Origin of the sequence: Pseudarthrobacter oxydans (assembly GCF_034258515.1) — a bacterium.
In the GTDB taxonomy this organism is placed as follows: Bacteria; Actinomycetota; Actinomycetes; order Actinomycetales; family Micrococcaceae; genus Arthrobacter.
In genome coordinates this window covers 1,564,867-1,582,652 of sequence record NZ_CP139438.1, presented here as the reverse complement: position 1 = coordinate 1,582,652, position 17,786 = coordinate 1,564,867, and the positions used below count along the sequence as shown (strand labels likewise).

Here is a 17,786-nt window from a genome sequence, read left to right as displayed (position 1 = left end):
GGCTATGCTCCTGCCTGCTGGTTGGTGCCGGTTCCGGTTCCGGGCGCTCCAGTGCCTGGCCGGGGAAGGGCAACGGTCCGTTTTTCGATGCGCTTCTCCGCGTTGGCGGCCAGCACCACCCGCTGGACGAAGATTCCCGGAGTGTGGATGTGTTCCGGGTCCAGTTCCCCGGGCTCCACCAGTTCCTCCACCTCGGCGATGGTGATCCTGCCGGCCATGGCGCAGAGCGGGTTGAAGTTCATTGCGGTGGCATGGAACACCAGGTTTCCGTGGCGGTCACCCTTCCAGGCGTGGACCAGCCCGAAGTCCGGCGTCAGCGACTCCTCAAGGACGTAGTCCACTCCGCCGAAGGACCGCACCTCCTTCGGCGCGGAAGCAACCGCGATGCCGCCGTGGGCGTCGTACTTCTGCGGCAGGCCGCCGTCGGACACCTGCGTGCCAACTCCCGCCTTCGTGTAGAACGCCGGGATGCCGGCGCCGCCGGCGCGGAGCTTCTCGGCCAGGGTGCCCTGCGGGGTGAGCACCACCTCCAGTTCGCCGGCCAGGTACTGGCGGGCAAACTCCTTGTTTTCGCCCACATAGGAGCTGATGGTGCGGCGGATCCGGCCGTCCCGGAGCAGGATGCCCAGGCCCCAGTCGTCCACGCCGCAGTTGTTGCTGACGGTTTCGAGGTCCGCCCTTCCTGCCCGGTGCAGCGCATCGATGAGGGTCACCGGGATACCGCAGAGGCCGAATCCACCCACGGCCAGGGACGCTCCGTCCGGTATGTCCGCGACGGCTTCGTCAGCGCTGGCAACAACCTTGTCAATCATCAGTGATCCTCTCAGGCCGGCTACAGTCCCAGTTCGCGGGCGATCAGCATCAGCTGGACCTCCGTGGTGCCCTCCCCCACTTCAAGGATCTTGGAGTCGCGGTAGTGCCTTGCCACGGTGAACTCGTTGATGAAGCCATAGCCGCCGAATACCTGGGTGGCATCCCGCGCGTTGTCCATGGCTGCCTCGCCTGCGACCATCTTAGCGATGGCGGCCTGGGTCTTGAACGGCTTGCCGGCAAGCATGCGGAACGCCGCGTCGTAGTAGGCAAGGCGGGCGGTGTGGGCGCGGGCCTCCATGCGCGCGATCTTGAACGAAATGGCCTGGTACTTGCCGATGTTTTGCCCGAAGGCGCTCCGCTCCCGGGCGTACTTGACCGACAAGTCCACGCAGCCCTGGGCTGCGCCGGTGGCGAGTGCCGCGATGGCTATGCGGCCCTCATCCAGGATGGAGAGGAAATTGGCGTAGCCGCGCCCTTCCACTCCCAGCAGGTTGGCCTCCGGGACCCGGACATCCTTCAGGGTCAGCGGATGGGTGTCCGAGGCGTTCCAGCCCACTTTGTTGTAGGGCTTCTCCGCCTTGAAGCCAGGGGTATCGGTGGGCACCAGGATGGTGGAAATTTCCTTCTGCACTGAGCCGTCTCCCCGTTCCTTCCGGCCGGTGACGGCGGTGACGGTGACCAGGCGCGTGATCTCCGTTCCGGAGTTGGTGATGAACTCCTTGTTGCCGTTGATCACCCACTCTGTCCTGCCGCCGTCAGCCTCGCGCCGGGCGTGGGTCTTGGTGCCTCCCGCGTCCGATCCTGCCTCCGGCTCAGTCAGGCCGAAGCCCGCCAGCGCCTGGCCGGATGCCAGCACGGGCAGCCACTCCTGCTTCTGCGCGTCCGTCCCGAAACGGTAGATGGGCATGGCGCCCAGCGACACCCCCGCTTCGAGGGTGATTGCCACGGACTGGTCAACCCGGCCCAACTGTTCCAGGGCCAGGGCAAGGGCGAAGTAGTCGCCGCCCATTCCGCCGAACTCCTCAGGGAAAGGCAGGCCGAACAGCCCCATCTCGCCCATCTGCTTCACCACCTCGTAGGGGAAGCTGTGCTCCTCGTCGTGCTTCGCGGAAACGGGTGCCACCACGGTGTCCGCGAAGTCCCGGACGGTGTCGCTGAGGTCCTGGTATTCCTCGCTGAGTTCAAAACCTGCCATGTCTAGGCTCCTTCGCCATTAAGTAAGGCTGTATCTGTGTCTGTATCTGCGGTGCGGGGGTGGACGGTCGCCAGGACCTGGTCCGCCTTCACCAGGTCCCCGGGCCGGACGCTGAGGTGCACTGTCCCGTCGAGCGGAGCCAGCAGCTGGTGCTCCATCTTCATCGCCTCCACCGAGACCAGCACCTGCCCGGCCGTGACGTCCGCAGCGTCGGTGACCGGAACGGACACCACGGTTCCCGGCATGGGTGAGCGCACCGCAGGGTCGGCAGCACCCTCCTCCCGCTGAATCGCTGCAAGTACCCGCTCCAGCCGCGACTCACGCGTCAGGACTTCCAGCCGGCAGGACCAGCCCTCGCTGCCAAGGAAGAGCGCTGAAGGTCCCGGCACCACGGCGTACGTGGTGGTGCGCCCGTTGAACGTCAGCGCAACGCGTCGGCGGGAAATCATTTCCAGCCGTGCCGGACGGGGCGGCCCGCCGTCCACGGCCACCAGGGCAGTGCCTTCGGGGACAGCCCCGTCCCCGACCGGGCCGGCCGCGTTCCTGCCGCTGATACGCACGGTGGCCACGCCGCCGTCGGACGTTCCCAGGCTGACGCGGCGCGGCGCCGGTGTGCCAAGGCGCCATCCGTTGCGGGCCTGCCAGGGGCCCGGCGGCAGGGGTGTGCTGTCCTGTTCCTCCGCCTGGATGGTGAAGAGCGCCGCCGCCACCAGTTCGGCCTCGCCAACGCGGCGGAAGGCGAGGTACGGCAGTTTGCGTTCAATCAGCCCCGTGTCCAGGTGTCCCGCGCGGACATCGGCATCGTTGATCAGCAGCCTCAGGTATTCGACGTTGGTGTCCAGCCCAAGCGCCGTATAGCCCGCGAGCGCCGCGTCCAGGGTGTCCAGGGCAGCTGAACGGTCCTCCCCCCACGCGATCACCTTGGAGATCATGGGGTCGTAGCTGGACGATACCTCCAGTCCTTCCGCCAGGGACGAATCCACCCGCACCCTGCCGGCCGCCTGCCCGGGCAGTTCATCCAGGAGGAGCACTGTCCCGGTGGAGGGCAGGAAGTTTTTCTCGGGAACCTCCGCGTAGACCCGTGCTTCCACCGCGTGCCCGTTAAGTTCGACGTCGGCCTGCCGGATGGTGAGTTCCCTGCCGGCGGCGATCCGCACCTGCCATTCGACGAGGTCGATGCCGGTGACCATTTCGGTGACGGGATGCTCCACCTGCAGCCTGGTGTTCATCTCCATGAAGTAGAACTGGTCCGGCGCGTCGTCCGAGACGAGGAATTCGACGGTCCCGGCACCGCTGTAGTTAACGCTGCGGGCTGCATTGCAGGCTGCCTCGCCGATGCGGGCGCGAAGGGCGGCGCCGTCCGGGTGCGCTTCGAGCAAGGGCGACGGCGCCTCCTCGATGACCTTTTGGTGGCGCCGCTGCAGCGAGCATTCGCGCTCGCCCAGGTGGATGACGTTGCCGTGGTTGTCCGCGAGCACCTGCACCTCGATGTGCCGCGGGGTGGATACCAGCCGTTCCAGGAAAAGGGTGTCGTCGCCGAAGGCGCCGGCAGCCACCCGCCGGGCGGTGGCCAGCGTCGCGGGGAGGTCTGCCGGGCGTTCCACCACGTGCATGCCCTTGCCGCCCCCGCCTGCGGAAGGCTTGATCAGCAGCGGAAACCCGACGCCGCCGGCCGCCTGCACCAGCTGCTCATCCGTCATGCCGGGCTCCGCTACTCCGGGAACCACGGGGACGCCGTAACCGGCCACGTGGTTCTTGGAGCGGATCTTGTCCCCCATCATTCTCAGCGCATCAATGCCGGGGCCGATGAAGGTGATGCCGGCCCGGTCCAGGGCGCGGGCGAAGTCGGCGTTCTCACTCAGGAAGCCGTAGCCCGGATGCACGGCTTCCGCCCCGGCCTTGCGGCACGCATCGATGATGGCCTCGATCTTCAGGTAGCTCTCCGTGGCCGCGGCGGGGCCGATCCGAACGGCCGTGTCAGCCTCGCGTACATGGCGCGCGCCGGCGTCGGCATCGCTGTAAACGGCAACTGACCGGATGCCCATGGCCCGGAGGGTGCGGATCACGCGGCAGGCGATCTCGCCACGGTTGGCCACCAGGACAGTGCTGAACATGGGCCTGCTTGCCGTGGCGGTGCCGGTGAAGGAAGGGGTGGTCATATGCTGGCTCACATCCTGAAGAGGCCGAAGGAGGTTTCCGGCAGCGGCGTGCGGGACACGACGTCCAATGCCAGGCCCAGCACGGTGCGGGTGTCGGCTGGATCAATCACGCCGTCGTCCCAGAGGCGGGCGGTGGAGTAATACGGGCTGCCCTGGTCCTCGTACTGCTGGCGGATGGGCGCCTTGAAGGCCTCCTCGTCCTCGGCGGACCACTCCTGGCCCGCAGCCTCGTACTGGTCACGCTTTACGGTGGCCAGCACGCTTGAGGCCTGGTTGCCGCCCATCACCGAGATCCGGGCTGCCGGCCACATCCACAGGAACCGCGGCGAATAGGCGCGGCCGCACATGGAGTAGTTGCCGGCGCCGAAGGAACCGCCGATGACCACCGTCAGTTTAGGCACCCGGGCAGTAGCCACGGCCGTCACCATCTTGGCCCCGTTCTTGGCGATGCCGCCCTCTTCAGAGTCCTTGCCCACCATGAAGCCGGAGATGTTCTGCAGGAAAACGAGCGGGATGCCGCGCTGGTCGCAGAGCTCGATGAAGTGTGCGCCCTTGAGGGACGATTCGCTGAAGAGCACGCCGTTGTTGGCCACGATGCCCACCGGGTGCCCGTGCAGCCGGGCGAAGCCGGTCACCAGGGTGGTGCCGTATTCCCTCTTGAATTCATGGAACCGGCTGCCGTCCACCAGCCGGGCGATCACCTCGTGGACGTCGTACGGGGCGTTGACGTCCGTGGGCACGGCACCGTACAGCCCGTCAGGGTCTGCTGATGGTTCGACGGCGGCCTCCACCTCCCAGGCGGGCGGGGCCGGCGGCGGGAGGGTGGACACGATGTCCCGGATGATCTGCAGCGCGTGTTCGTCGTTTTCGGCCAGGTGGTCAGTCACGCCCGAGATCCTTGAGTGGACCTCGCCGCCGCCAAGCTCCTCCGGAGTGACGATCTCGCCGATCGCGGCCTTCACGAGCGGCGGCCCGCCAAGGAAGATGGTGCCCTGGTTCCGGACGATGACCGTTTCATCGCTCATGGCCGGCACGTAGGCGCCGCCGGCGGTGCAGGAGCCCATGACCGAGGCGATCTGGGGAACCTTGGCCGCGGACAGCCTCGCCTGGTTGTAGAAGATGCGGCCGAAGTGCTCCTTGTCCGGAAAGACCTCGTCCTGCTTCGGCAGGAACGCTCCGCCGGAATCCACCAGGTAGATACAGGGCAGCCGGTTTTCGAGGGCGATCTCCTGGGCCCTCAGGTGCTTCTTGACGGTCAGCGGATAGTACGTTCCGCCCTTGACCGTTGCGTCGTTCGAAATCACCAGCACGTGGCGGCCGTGGACCAGCCCGATGCCGGCGATGACGCCGGCGCCGGGGGCCTCGTCGTTGTACATTCCGTTGGCGGCCAGCGGGGCAATCTCAAGGAACGGGCTGCCCTCATCCAGCAGCTGGTCGATCCGCTCGCGCGGCAGCAGCTTCCCCCGGGCCACGTGGCGCTGCCGGGACTTCTCCGGCCCGCCCAGCGCAGCGTCCGCCAGCCTTTTCCGCAGGTCCTCCGCCAGCTCCAGCTGTGCTTCGCGGTTTGCCGCGAAGGCCCCGCCGGAAGGATCGAGCCGGGTGGCAAGGGTCTCCATTGACGCATCCTGTTCATCTTTGGACCGGCCGGCGAAAAGCCAACTCGGTTAGTACTGAGTAACTGAAATTCAGGTTAGTCTCGATTAACTGTGATGTCCAACACAGGGACTGCCTTGCTAGACTCTCCGGGTCCGAGGAGGAATCGTGCGAAGCACCGACGCGGCGCCGGCCGGCGAGCGCAGCAGTACAACCCAGCGCGGCAATACTGCGCTGCCCGGCAACACCCAGCAGCGCAGCGCCACCACCCAGCGCGGCAGTACAACGCAGCGGAGCAGTACAACGCAGCGGAGCAGGGCGAAGGAGAACCGCCGCCAGGCGCTGCTGTCCGCTGCCGCGTCACTCTTTGCCCTGCACGGCTTCAACCGGGTGTCCCTGGAGGACCTCGGTGCTGCCGCCGGCGTCAGTGGCCCGGCCGTGTACCGCCACTTTCCGGGCAAGCAGGCGGTGCTGGCCGACCTGCTGGTCACTGTCAGCCAGGAACTGCTCGACGGCGGGCGCCGGGTGGTGGCGGACAATGCCGATCCCCTGGCCGCCCTGCGGGGACTGGTGGAGTTCCAGGTGGATTTTGCCCTCGGCAAGCCGGACGTCATCCGCGTCCAGGACAGGGACTTCAGCAGCCTGTCCGAACAGGACCAGGAGGCGGTGCGGATCCTCCAGCGCAGCTACGTGGAGGTCTGGGTGGACGTCCTCGCCAGGCTCCATCCCGCGACGGACGGTTCAGAGCTCCGGATGAGGGCCCATGCCACATTTGGCCTGATCAACTCCACCCCGCACTCGGTCCGCAGCCACGGCCGGAAGGTGGCCGCCGGAACCGCCCGTCCGCTGCTCGAGAGCATGGCGCTGGCTGCGCTGCTGGTGGACGCCACGTCCCACGAACGGCCCCGGACCGCATAAGCGGTGCCGGGCAGCAACGCTCAAGCGGGCCAGGGCCGTCCGTGACCTAGACCATCGTGAGGACCATGCCGGGGTCGGCCAGGATGGCACCCACATCGGCGAGGAAACGCGAACCCTGCTCACCATCCACCAGCCGGTGGTCAAAGGACAGGCTCAGGGTCATCACCTGGCGCAGTGCAACTTCCCCGCGATGCTCCCAGGGCATCTTCCGCACGGCTCCGAGTGCCAGGATCGCCGCTTCCCCCGGGTTCAGGATGGGGGTGCCGGCGTCTATACCGAAGACGCCGATATTGGTGATGGAGATGGTGCCTCCGGACAGGTCCGCCGGCGAGGTCTTGCCGGCCCGGGCGGTTTCTGCGAGCGCTGTCAGTGCTTCTGCCAGCCGGGCCAGGGAGAGTGAGTCCGCGTCCTTGATGTTGGGCACCGTGAGGCCCCTCGGCGTGGCGGCCGCTATGCCGAGGTTGACGTAGTTGAAAGTGACGATCTCCTGGTTTTCCTCATCCCAGTGAGAGTTGAGCGACGGATTGCGCCGGAGCGCAATCAGCAGTGCCTTCGCCGCCAGGGTCAGCGGGGTCAGCTTGTATCCCGCGAATTCCCTGCCGTCCCGGAGCCTGGCCAGCAGCTCCATGGCGGGAGTGACGTCGATGGTCAGGAATTCCGTGGCGTGCGGTGCAGTGAAAGCACTCTGCACCATGGCGGCGGCCGTGAGCTTCCGGACGCCCTTGATGGGGGTCCGGGATTCCCGTCCACCCGGATACGCCTGCCCGGCGGTCGGAGTGGCAGCATCGTGGCCCGTGACAGCGCCTGCACCAACGCCGGTGGACGTGCCCTCCACAAAGTGGTGCACGTCCTCGCGGGTAATCAGCCCCTGCGGACCGGTGCCGGCCACCGATGCCAGGTCCACCCCGAGGTCTTTCGCCAGCTTCCGGACCGGCGGCGTGGACCGGGGGCGCTCGGCCGCAGGTTCGCTTTGGACAGGGCTTGCTTCGACAGGTTTGGGTTCAACAGGTTTGGTTTCGACAGGTTTGGTTTGGACACGGGTTGCCACATTCCCTGCCACCGGGAAGTTCCGCGGCCGCCGCGCGGGCCGGCCGGTGCTTTCGGGGACGGCGCCGTAGCCCACCAGGTTCGGTTCCCGCTTCGGCGCTTCAGGCGCGGCCTCCCGCGCTCCGCCCGAAGGTGCCTGCCCGGCGTCGTCCGCCACCTCGAAGGAGACGATAGGCTTGCCCACCTCCACGACGGTGCCCGGCTGTTCGTGCAGTTCCTTGACGACCCCGGCAAACGGGGACGGGAGCTCCACCACTGCCTTGGCCGTTTCAACTTCCGCAATCACCTGGTTCAGGCTGACGGTATCGCCCACTCCCACTTTCCAGCTGAGGATCTCCGATTCAGTGAGTCCCTCGCCCAGGTCCGGCAGCCGGAATTCCTTGATCATGGTGGCGCTCATCCTTCCAGCCCGCTGAGGGAGTTCGGCCGGCCAAGGGCACGGTCCACGCCGTCGAGGATTCGGTCCAGGCCTGGCAAATGGTGCATTTCAAGTTTGGAGTAGGGGTAGGGGATGTCGAACCCGGTGACGCGGACCGGCGGGGCTTCCAGGTAGTAGAAGCACCGCTCGGTAATGCTCGCTGCCACTTCTGCGCCCAGGCCGCCCGACTGCCCGGCCTCGTGGGTAATGACCAGGTGCCCGGTCCGGCGCACGGAGGCAACAACCGTGTCATAGTCCACCGGCGCCAGCGAGCGAAGGTCGATGACCTCGATTGAAATCCCTTCGTCGGCGGCCGCGGAAGCTGCATCGAGGGCGGTCTTGACCAGCGGGCCGTAGGCCACCAGCGTGACGTCGGTGCCAGTGGCCAGGACGCGTGCCCGGCCCATGGGCTCCGCGGCGGCAGGGTCCAGGGCCTCGTCAACCTCGCCTTTGTCGTGGTAGCGGCGCTTGGGTTCAAAGTAGAGCACGGGGTCGTCGCAGGAGATCGCTTGCTGGATCACGGTGTAGGCGTCCTGGGGATCGGCAACGGTCACCACGCGAAGGCCTGACGTGTGGGTGAAGTAGGCCTCCGGAGATTCGGAGTGGTGCTCGGGTGAGCCGATGCCCCCGCCGAACGGAATCCTGATGGTGATGGGCATCTTCACGGCCCCGCGGGTGCGGTAGTGGATCTTGGCAACCTGGCTGACGATCTGGTCGAATGCGGGGTAGACGAAACCGTCGAACTGGATTTCCACCACCGGGCGGTAGCCGCGGTAGGCCAGGCCGACGGCGGTGCCCACAATGGCCGATTCAGCCAGTGGCGTGTCAACCACCCGGTGCGTCCCGAAGTCCTTCTGCAGCCCGTCGGTAACCCGGAACACGCCGCCGAGGGTGCCGATGTCCTCGCCCAGGAGAACCACTTTGGGATCGTTCTCGAGGGACTTCCGCAGGCCGGCATTGATGGCACGGGCAAAGGTCATCTGGGTCATCAGCGTGCACCTTCTTCTGAGACGGCCCCTGCGGGATCACCGAAGGAGGCCAGGTAGCGGGCATAGTGGTCCTGCTGCCGGTCCAGCCAGGAATTGGGTGTGCTGTAGACGTGCTTGAAGACGTCCAGCGGCTCCGGGTCCGGCATGGTGGTGCACCCCGTGCGCATCTCGTGCGCCACGGCGTCGGCCTTGTCCTTCACCTGCTGCTGCAGTTCTTCGGTGAGCAGGCCCTTCCGGTCCAAGAGGGCGGCAATCCGGCTGATCGGGTCCTTGGCAGCCCAGTCCTCGAGTTCGTTGGCGTCGCGGTAGCGCGTGGGGTCATCCGCCGTGGTGTGCGGGCCCATCCGGTAGCTGACCGCCTCGATGAAGGTTGGGCCGCCGCCGCGCCGTGCCCGGTCCAGGGCCACCCGGGTTGCCGCCATGACCGCCAGGACGTCGTTGCCGTCCACGCGCAGGCTGGGGATGCCGAACCCGGCAGCCCTGTCCGCGAGCTGGATGTGGGACTGGAGCCGGACAGGTTCGGAGATTGCCCAGTGGTTGTTGGTGCAGAAGAACACCACGGGCACCTGGAAGCTTGCGGCAAACACCATTGCCTCGTTGACGTCGCCTTCGCTGGTGGCGCCGTCGCCGAAATAGGTCACGGCCACCGAATCTGCGCCATCGTTCTGGATGCCCATGGCGTAGCCGGTGGCATGCAGGGTCTGGGCGCCGATGATGATCTGCGGGGTGGCCATGTTGACCGTGTAGGGATCCCAGCCCGAGGACGCGTTGCCTCGCCACACCCGCACGAGGTCCGTCAGGTCCACTCCGCGGCAGTAAGCCACCCCGTTCTCCCGGTAGCTGGAGAAGACGAAGTCGTCGCTGCGCAGCGCCCGGCCCGAACCGATCTGCGCCGCCTCCTGTCCCAGCAGCGGCGGCCACAACCCTAGCTCGCCCTGCCGCTGCAGGGCCGTTGCCTCGACGTCGATGCGCCGAATGACGGTCATGTCCTCATAAAGGGAACACAATTGCTCGTCAGTGATGTCCCTGACCCAGTAGTCGAACTCCGGATGGCTGACCCGCTCGCCGGAAGGGGTGACCAACTGGACCAGGTCACGTCCCTGTCCATGGGGGTACCGGGCGCTGGTGGAGGCGGTGGAACCGCCCTGGCCCGTTTGGTCTGTAGACACGATAGCCCGCAATCTTCTCACGTGGTTGACCTGTGGTTTTGGGACTTGTGGTCCCGCTCGCCGCCGGCCGCCCGGGCGTCTTTGCCCCGGATATTGTGACCCTACTCACAATGCTCAGGAGGTACAACCACCGGCGTGATCATTGAGCAAAATGCTCTGCGGGGCGGCGCGGGACCGTGCTAACGTTGCGCATTATGCAAGCCTTGGATGGCACCGACACCCGCCTGCTCTCGGCCTTGGCCCAGGATCCCCGGAAGACGGTGGTGGCGCTGGCCCAGAAGCTTGGCCTGTCCCGCAATACCGTGCAGGCGCGCATGGCGCAGCTGGAAAAAAGGCACGTCTTCCTGTCCTTCGAGCGGCGGATAAACCCGGCCGCCCTGGGCTACCCGCTGATGGCTTTCATCTCCGTCCATGTCCAGCAGCAGCGGCTCGCCCAGCTGGCGAAGGAACTTGCAGCCATCCCCGAGATCCTTGAGGGCTACGGCCTGACGGGGTCGGCGGACCTGCTGCTCCGGGTGGTTGCACTGGACGCCGAGGACCTGTTCCGGATCAACGGGAAGATCCTGGCGTGCGCAGGCGTGGACAGGACTGACACGGCCCTGGCCATGGGCGAACTCATTCCCTTCCGCGTGCAGCCCCTGCTTGACCGTGGTTCAGAACGCGGCTAGCAGGCTGTCCCGAATCAACGGGAAGTACGACGGCGGGAGGCGGGCTGGAGTACGACGCTGGCGGCCCGCACTATAGGCTGGTGCCAGTTAATTGGCGGGGCCGGCACAGGATCCCCGCCACCGAGCGGTGCGCAGCACCACTTTTCCCGAAAGGCTCCATTTTGAGCACTCCTCAGGAACCGTACCAGCCGGGCGGCGCCGGCCTTGGGTCCCGGCAACTGCCGCAGCAGCCGCATTTCGGGCAGGACCCGGACGCCGCACCCTTCGGGCTCCCGGGACAGCCGCCGCCCAGGAACCGGCGGAAACTGTGGATCTTTTTGGCCGGCGCCGGCGGCGTCCTGCTGCTGGTGGTCCTTGGGATCATCATCCTGGTCAACATAGCGGGCAGCGCCACCAACCAGGCTCGCGGCCTGGCGGACGGCTTCACAAAGCTGGTGATCGCCGGGGACAGCTCCAAAGCCTACGACGAGTACCTCGACCCGGCGCTGAAGGAGCAGCTGTCCAAGGAGGCGTTCATTTCCGGCATCAAAAGCCTGGAGATGGACGAATCCTGCAAACCGGCGTACAACGACCTTAAGGTCGGCACCGAGAACGGGACCAAGTCGGCAGACATTGTCGGACTCATCACCTGCGAGGGCAAAGAGGTGGACCTCGCCTACCGCTTTGAAGGAGCCGACGAGCTCAAGATGACCAACATCAAACTCAGGCCCGCAGGCTAGCGGCTTCGGCAGGAACGGAAGAGCCTCCGTACCGGGAATGTTCCCGGTACGGAGGCTCTTCGCTGCCTGTGCCCCACGCCGGCGGCTGATGAAGGCCGGCGGCTGGCGCAGGTCAGTGGCTGGTGGCCTTTTCGGCGCCCACCCCGGTGAGGGAGCGGACTTCCATTTCGGCCTGCTTGGCGGTGTCCTCGCGCTTTTTGTCGAGGACAGTGCCCAGCCAGCCCAGCAGGAACGCCAGCGGAATGGAGACGATGCCGGGGTTGCTCAGCGGGAAGAGCGCAAAGTTCGCGTCCTTGACCATCGAGGTGGCCGCACCGGAGACCACCGGCGAGAAGATGATCAGGACGATCGCGGAGCCCAGGCCGCCGTACATGCTCCAGACCGCACCCTGGGTGGTGAACCTGCGCCAGAACAGGGAGTAGATGATGGTGGGCAGGTTGGCGGAGGCGGCGACGGCAAACGCGAGCGCCACGAGGAACGCCACGTTCTGTCCGTTGGCGAGGATGCCGCCCAGGATGGCAAGGACGCCGATGACCACGACGGTGCGCCGGGCCACCTTCACCTCAGTGTCGGCGTCGGCCTTGCCCTTGGAGATGACGCTGGCGTAGATGTCGTGGGCAAAGGAAGCCGCAGCCGTGATGGTCAGGCCGGCCACGACGGCGAGGATGGTGGCGAACGCCACGGCCGAGATGAAGCCCAGCAGCAGCGGTCCGCCGAGATAGAAGGCCAGGAGCGGGGCAGCCGAGTTCACGCCGCCCGGTGCGGTCTTGATGGTATCGGCCCCCACCAGGGCGGCTGCACCGTAGCCCAGCACCAGGGTGAAGAGGTAGAAGAGGCCGATCAGCCAGATGGACCAGACCACGGACTTGCGGGCTTCCTTGGCCGTGGGGACCGTGTAGAAGCGCATGAGCACGTGCGGCAGGGCGGCCGTGCCCAGGACCAGGGCAAGGCCGAGTGACATGAAGTCGAGCTTCGAGGTTTCGGTCTTGCCGTACTGCAGGCCGGGGTTGAGGACGGCCGGGTTGTTGGCTGTCTCCACTGCGGCGCCCAGGAGGTTGGAGAGGTTGAAGCCGTAGATGGCCAGGACCCACAGTGTCATGACGGCGGCGCCCGCGATGAGCAGGATCGCCTTGATGATCTGCACCCAGGTGGTGCCCTTCATGCCGCCGATGAGGACGTACATGATCATGAGTGCGCCGACGACGATGATCACCAGGGACTGCCCGCCCCAGTCGCTGATGCCGAGCAGGAGCGAGATCAGGCTTCCGGCGCCTGCCATCTGGGCGAGGAGGTAGAAGAAGCAGACAGCGAGGGTGGAGATGGCGGCGGCGATGCGGACCGGCCTCTGCTTCAGCCGGAAGGACAGGACGTCGGCCATGGTGAACTTGCCGGTGTTGCGGAGGAGTTCGGCAACGAGCAGCAGGGCCACGAGCCAGGCCACGAGGAAGCCGATGGAGTACATGAAGCCGTCGTAGCCGTTGATGGCGATGGCGCCGGTAATGCCCAGGAACGAGGCGGCCGAGAGGTAGTCTCCTGCGATGGCAGTTCCGTTTTGGGAGCCGGTAAAGGAACGTCCTGCCGCGTAGTAGTCCGCGGCGGTCTTGTTGTTCCGGCTGGCGCGGAAGACGATCACCATGGTCACGGCCACGAACAGCCCGAAAATCCCCATGTTCAGCAGCGTGGTGTCCTTGAGGGCGGCCACGTCCACCGCGGTGGCGATGCCGATCATTTGTTAACTCCGCTCACTCGGTTCCCGTGCTTGTCGAATTCGTGACCCTCGATCTCGTCCCGGATCTCCTTCGCGATGGGGTCCAGCCGCCGGTTGGAGTAGCTGACGTACCAGCCGGTGATGGCGAACGTTGACACGAACTGGAGCAGGCCGAGGATCAGGCCCACGTTGATGTTGCCCCAGACCTTCGTGGACATGAAGTCCACGGCGTAGTCGGCGAGCAGGACGTATGCGAAGTACCACAGCAGGAATGCGACTGCCATGGGAAAGACAAAGCTGCGGTGACGCTTGCGCAGTTCCTTGAACTGCTCCGTCGACTGGACCTGCTCGAAGTCCACGGACGCCGCTGCGTCCGGAGTGTGGGCATCGTTACCCATCGTTCCTCCTCGTTGAGACTTGCCTGGACACACCCAACGGCAGGCCCCGGAAACGGGGCACCGCAAATGTGACTGCAATCACTCTGCTGCGTGCGGGGTGCCACAATCCAGACTTAGCCCGCAGGCGGTCGCTCAACGGTTGGGATGCTGCGACAAACGGCACCCGCGGCTACGCTGGGCACCATGCCGGACTCCCCCCTCCTGACTGCCGCAGCCGTGGCCGTCATCGCCATGGCCATCGCCGTCGTCGTCGGCGTGGGACTCAAGGTGCTCCGGTCCTTCCGGGACCTGGGCACCGACGCCGAGCGCGCCACCTACCACACGCTGCACGCCGCCTCCCAGGCGGGCCAGCACCTCCGCCGCGGGCTCAACCCCGCGGGCGCAGCCAAGGCCGGCCGCCAGCTGCGTGCCCTGCTGGGTTGCGACGCACTGGCGATCATGGATACCTCCGGCGTGCTGGCATGGGACGGTGCCGGTGAAGACCTCAAACCGCGGCTGATGGACCTCGCCGCCGGTGTCCTGGCGAGCGGCCGGACGGCCGTGCTCCCGGCCGGGGACGCCGGCCCCGCCACGGACACCACCGGGGGCCCGCTCGCTTGCGTGATCGCGCCGGTGCGGGCCGGCTCCCGGGTGGTGGGCGCCGTCGCAGCGTTCGCCCCGACCGCCGGCGCGGGACTTGTCCGGGCCACCAGCGAAGTGGCGGACTGGGTGGCGGTACAGGTGGAGCTCGCGGAGCTGGACGCCTCACGCACCCAGCTGATGGAGGCCGAAGTGCGGGCGCTGCGGGCCCAGATCAGCCCCCACTTCATCTACAACTCGCTCAACGCCATCGCGTCCTTCATCAATACGGATCCCGCCCGGGCCCGGGAGCTCGTGGTGGAGTTCGCCGACTTCACGCGCTATTCCTTCCGGCGGCACGGGGACTTCACCACGCTCGCCGAGGAGCTGCGCTGCATCGACCGGTACTTGCTCCTGGAACGGGCGCGGTTCGGCGAGCGCGTCCAGGTGAGCCTTCGCGTGGCGCCGGAGGTACTCAGCACCGTCATCCCGTTCCTGAGCCTGCAGCCGCTGGTTGAGAACGCCGTCCGGCACGGGCTCGAAGCCAAGGAGGGGCCCGGGCACATCAGCATCACGGCCAACGACGCCGGTGCCTTCGCCGAGGTGACCATTGAGGACGACGGCGTGGGCATGGACCCTGCCCAGCTCCAGTCCATGCTGGCCGGCCACACCGACGGCGAGCATGTGGGCCTGCGGAACGTCGATGCCCGCCTCCGCCAGGTCTACGGCAACGACCACGGGCTGGTGATCGAGACCGCCCCCGGAGAAGGAACCCTGATCACCATGCGGGTACCCAAGTCGCAGCCGGGCCACGATGCGTGACCGGCCCCGGCCCGTGCCGGCCACCTCCGGCGCCAGCCGCAGGCTCCGGAAAGCTACCCTAGGAGCATGATTAACGTCCTCGTCGTTGATGATGAGCTGCCCGCCGTTGAGGAACTGGCGTTCCTGCTGGGCAGGGACGAACGCGTTGGAACGGTCCTCCGGGCCACCTCCGGCAGCGAAGCCCTCCACGCCCTCTCCTCCGCCTCAGTCGACGCCGTCTTCCTGGACATCCACATGCCCGCGATGTCCGGGCTGGATATTGCCCGTGCCATCGCAGGGAGCAGCCGGCCGCCCGCCGTCGTGTTCGTGACGGCGGACGAGGACCACGCGCTCGACGCTTTTGAACTCGCTGCGGTGGATTACCTGCTCAAGCCGGTGCGGGCCGAGCGCCTGGCCCGCTGCGTGGGGCGCATCAGTGAACTGCGCGACGGCGGCGCCGCCCCTGAGATGATCACGGTTGACCAGGGCGGGACCACGCGGATGATCAGGCGCGACGACGTCACCTACGTCCAGGCGCAGGGCGACTATGCGCGCCTCCACACCGCCGAGGCAAGCTACCTGATCAGGGTTCCGCTGGCCGACCTTGAGCAGCAGTGGGCGGACGCCGGATTCATCCGGACGCACCGCTCCTACCTGGTGGCCCTGAAGCACGTGACCTCGATGAAGCTCGCGGCCGACGGTCCCAGCGTCACGGTGGCGGGCGCGGGCCTGCCGATCAGCAGGCGCCACCTGCCCACGGTACGGGAGAAGCTCGAGGCCACCCGGATCAGGCCCAATACATGACCAGGGTGCGCGTAACGGCGCCGCGGACTGCGGTGCGGCCGGCCAAGGAGACGCGGGAAGCCGCCCAGAACTCCGAAGTCGGACAGGTTTTTGTCAGGTCCCTGATCCGGTCCCAGCTGCGGCTGGCCCTGGTGGTGGCCGGAGGCTTCCTGGTGATCCTTGCCGCCTTCCCCCTGCTGCTCACGGCCGTCCCCGGGCTGGCCGAAACCCCGGTGGCCGGCATTCCGTTCGCCTGGCTCCTGCTGGGGGCCGGGATCTACCCGGTGATCGGGCTCAGCGCCTGGCTGTACATCCGGACGGCGGCCCGCAACGAGGCACGGTACCGGGACCTGGCCGAGGACCAGTGAGGGAACCGTGAACCCCGGCATCGCAATAGCTGCCCTGGTGGGTGTCTCCCTGGCCACCGCCGTCATCGGCTTCTACGGCCTGCGCATATCGCGGACCACGGGTGATTTCTACGTCGCCTCCCGCACGGTCCGGCCATGGTGGAACGCGTCCGCGATCGGCGGCGAATATCTGTCCGCTGCCAGCTTCCTGGGTGTCGCCGGGCTGATCCTGCTGTCCGGAACGGACGCGCTGTGGTTCCCTGTCGGGTACACGGCAGGGTACCTGATGCTGCTGCTCTTCGTGGCGGCGCCGCTGAGGCGGTCCGGCGCCTACACCATCCCCGACTTTACCGAGGCCAGGCTTGACTCCCGGCCGGTGCGGCAAGTCACCAGCCTGGTGGTGGTGCTGGTGGGCTGGCTGTACATCGTGCCGCAGCTCCACGGCGCCGCCCTCACCATCCGCATCACCACCGGGCTGCCGTCCTGGGTGGGGTCCGTTGCGGTGGTGATCGTGGTATGCCTCACCGTGGTGGCAGGCGGCATGCGCTCCATTACGTTCGTCCAGGCGTTCCAGTACTGGCTGAAGCTCACCGCGCTGGCCGTTCCCATCCTCTTCATCATCTTCGTGCTCGCGGACACCGGGGCGCCTGCCCTGGCTGCGCCTGCGGTCAATCCCACCGGCGTGGCTCCTGCCGGGCTGTACCAGAACGTGTCCTTGCTGGTGGCCCTGCTTTTTGGAACCCTGGGCCTGCCGCATGTGCTGGTGCGCTTCTACACCAACCCCGACGGCCAGTCCGCCCGCCGCACCACGCTGATCGTCCTGGGCCTGCTGTCCGTGTTCTACCTGTTTCCCACCGCCTACGGGCTCGTGGGGCGGATGTTCGCTCCCGGCCTGGCGCGCGCCGGCCAGGCGGACGCCATGGTGCTGCTGCTGCCGGGAGAACTCGTGGGCGGGACGGCGGGCGACCTGCTGTCCGCGCTGGTGGTGGCGGGGGCCTTCGCGGCCTTCCTTTCCACCACGTCGGGGCTGGTGGTTTCCCTGGCCGGCGTCATCAGCCAGGACGTCCTGGGCGCAGGCGTCGGCAGCTTCCGGCTCGCAGCCGTCATTTCGGCCGTTGTTCCCCTGGGCTTTGCGTTCATGACCGACTCCTCCGCCCTGGCAGGGAGCGTGGGGCTGGTCTTCGCCTTTACCGCCTCCACGGTGTGCCCGGTGCTGCTGCTGGGGATCTGGTGGCGGGGACTTACCGACGCCGGTGCCATCGCCGGCATGCTGACCGGCGGAGTCCTGTGCGGCGGGGCAATGGTCATCGGCGCCCTGGCCGGGGCAGCCAACACGCCCGGCTGGCTCGCCCAGCCGGCAGCGTGGACTGTTCCCGCGGCCTTCGCCGTGATGGTCATCGTGTCCCGCGCAACGGTGCAGCGGATCCCGGGAACCATGGCCAGGGTGATGACCCGGCTGCACACCCCGGAGCGCCCGCTCGCCACCGAGCGCTGAGCTCTCCT

Annotated in this window: 16 protein-coding genes; 7 read left to right on the top strand and 9 right to left on the bottom strand. The window is 67.1% G+C overall.

Translation table 11 applies throughout. The features are described from left to right. Positions 1-2: 2 nt before the first annotated feature. The 4 genes from SMD14_RS07170 to SMD14_RS07155 are packed head-to-tail and all read right to left on the bottom strand — an operon-like array spanning position 3 to position 5,783. Positions 3-812: a CoA transferase subunit A gene (locus SMD14_RS07170; RefSeq protein ID WP_321215834.1), complete on the bottom strand. Its 810-nt coding sequence runs from the start codon at positions 810-812 to the stop codon at positions 3-5. A gap of 20 nt (positions 813-832) precedes the next feature. After that, a complete protein-coding gene (locus SMD14_RS07165; RefSeq protein ID WP_321215833.1) occupies positions 833-2,008 on the bottom strand; it encodes an acyl-CoA dehydrogenase family protein in 1,176 nt (391 codons plus the stop codon). Positions 2,009-2,010: 2 nt separating this feature from the next. Further along, positions 2,011-4,167: a biotin carboxylase N-terminal domain-containing protein gene (locus SMD14_RS07160; RefSeq protein WP_321215832.1), complete on the bottom strand. Its 2,157-nt coding sequence runs from the start codon at positions 4,165-4,167 to the stop codon at positions 2,011-2,013. An 8-nt stretch (positions 4,168-4,175) separates the two neighbouring features. Continuing rightward, positions 4,176-5,783 (bottom strand): carboxyl transferase domain-containing protein, encoded by a 1,608-nt coding sequence (locus SMD14_RS07155; protein WP_321215831.1) that lies wholly within the window; start codon positions 5,781-5,783, stop codon positions 4,176-4,178. 211 nt (positions 5,784-5,994) lie between these two features. Between SMD14_RS07155 and SMD14_RS07150 the strand changes: the two genes are divergently transcribed. Next, positions 5,995-6,678: a TetR/AcrR family transcriptional regulator gene (locus tag SMD14_RS07150; protein ID WP_321216235.1), complete on the top strand. Its 684-nt coding sequence runs from the start codon at positions 5,995-5,997 to the stop codon at positions 6,676-6,678. Positions 6,679-6,724: 46 nt separating this feature from the next. On the opposite strand, the gene SMD14_RS07145 is transcribed toward SMD14_RS07150, so the two are convergent. Genes SMD14_RS07145 through pdhA form a run of 3 tightly spaced genes read right to left on the bottom strand, consistent with a single transcriptional unit; the run spans position 6,725 to position 10,301 of the window. Continuing rightward, positions 6,725-8,113, bottom strand: coding sequence for a dihydrolipoamide acetyltransferase family protein (locus SMD14_RS07145; RefSeq protein WP_321215830.1), 1,389 nt, complete (start codon positions 8,111-8,113; stop codon positions 6,725-6,727). 8 nt (positions 8,114-8,121) lie between these two features. Then, on the bottom strand, positions 8,122-9,132 hold the full coding sequence (locus SMD14_RS07140) for an alpha-ketoacid dehydrogenase subunit beta (protein WP_321215829.1): 1,011 nt from the start codon (positions 9,130-9,132) through the stop codon (positions 8,122-8,124). Then, entirely contained in the window at positions 9,132-10,301 is a 1,170-nt protein-coding gene (gene pdhA / locus SMD14_RS07135; RefSeq protein WP_321215828.1) for a pyruvate dehydrogenase (acetyl-transferring) E1 component subunit alpha, read from the bottom strand. The genes SMD14_RS07140 and pdhA overlap by 1 nt, the downstream gene beginning before the upstream one ends. Positions 10,302-10,495: 194 nt before the next feature. On the opposite strand from pdhA, the gene SMD14_RS07130 reads away from it, so the two are divergent. Together SMD14_RS07130 and SMD14_RS07125 are read left to right on the top strand one after the other, a co-directional pair. Beyond that, on the top strand, positions 10,496-10,969 hold the full coding sequence (locus SMD14_RS07130; RefSeq protein WP_157238619.1) for an Lrp/AsnC family transcriptional regulator: 474 nt from the start codon (positions 10,496-10,498) through the stop codon (positions 10,967-10,969). A gap of 161 nt (positions 10,970-11,130) precedes the next feature. Then, a complete protein-coding gene (locus tag SMD14_RS07125) occupies positions 11,131-11,688 on the top strand; it encodes a hypothetical protein (protein WP_321215827.1) in 558 nt (185 codons plus the stop codon). A gap of 112 nt (positions 11,689-11,800) precedes the next feature. Here SMD14_RS07125 and SMD14_RS07120 read toward each other — a convergent pair whose 3' ends face one another. Next, positions 11,801-13,417: a cation acetate symporter gene (locus SMD14_RS07120; RefSeq protein ID WP_157238620.1), complete on the bottom strand. Its 1,617-nt coding sequence runs from the start codon at positions 13,415-13,417 to the stop codon at positions 11,801-11,803. After that, positions 13,414-13,794, bottom strand: coding sequence for a DUF485 domain-containing protein (locus SMD14_RS07115; protein WP_321215826.1), 381 nt, complete (start codon positions 13,792-13,794; stop codon positions 13,414-13,416). The genes SMD14_RS07120 and SMD14_RS07115 overlap by 4 nt, the downstream gene beginning before the upstream one ends. 183 nt (positions 13,795-13,977) lie before the next feature. On the opposite strand from SMD14_RS07115, the gene SMD14_RS07110 reads away from it, so the two are divergent. The 4 genes from SMD14_RS07110 to SMD14_RS07095 all read left to right on the top strand — a co-directional run bounded on the left by SMD14_RS07110 (position 13,978) and on the right by SMD14_RS07095 (position 17,778). Next, positions 13,978-15,174, top strand: a complete 1,197-nt coding sequence (locus SMD14_RS07110; protein ID WP_321215825.1) for a histidine kinase — start codon at positions 13,978-13,980, stop codon at positions 15,172-15,174. Between the two features lie 66 nt (positions 15,175-15,240). Beyond that, complete coding sequence (locus tag SMD14_RS07105) at positions 15,241-15,957, top strand: LytTR family DNA-binding domain-containing protein (protein WP_157238623.1); 717 nt, start codon at positions 15,241-15,243, stop codon at positions 15,955-15,957. Beyond that, positions 15,954-16,304: a DUF485 domain-containing protein gene (locus SMD14_RS07100; protein ID WP_321215824.1), complete on the top strand. Its 351-nt coding sequence runs from the start codon at positions 15,954-15,956 to the stop codon at positions 16,302-16,304. Before SMD14_RS07105 ends, SMD14_RS07100 begins: the two co-directional genes overlap by 4 nt. Before the next feature lie 7 nt (positions 16,305-16,311). Then, positions 16,312-17,778 carry a cation acetate symporter gene (locus tag SMD14_RS07095; RefSeq protein WP_321215823.1) on the top strand — a complete coding sequence of 489 codons (1,467 nt, stop codon included), beginning with the start codon at positions 16,312-16,314 and terminating at the stop codon, positions 17,776-17,778. The last annotated feature ends 8 nt before the right edge of the window (positions 17,779-17,786 follow it).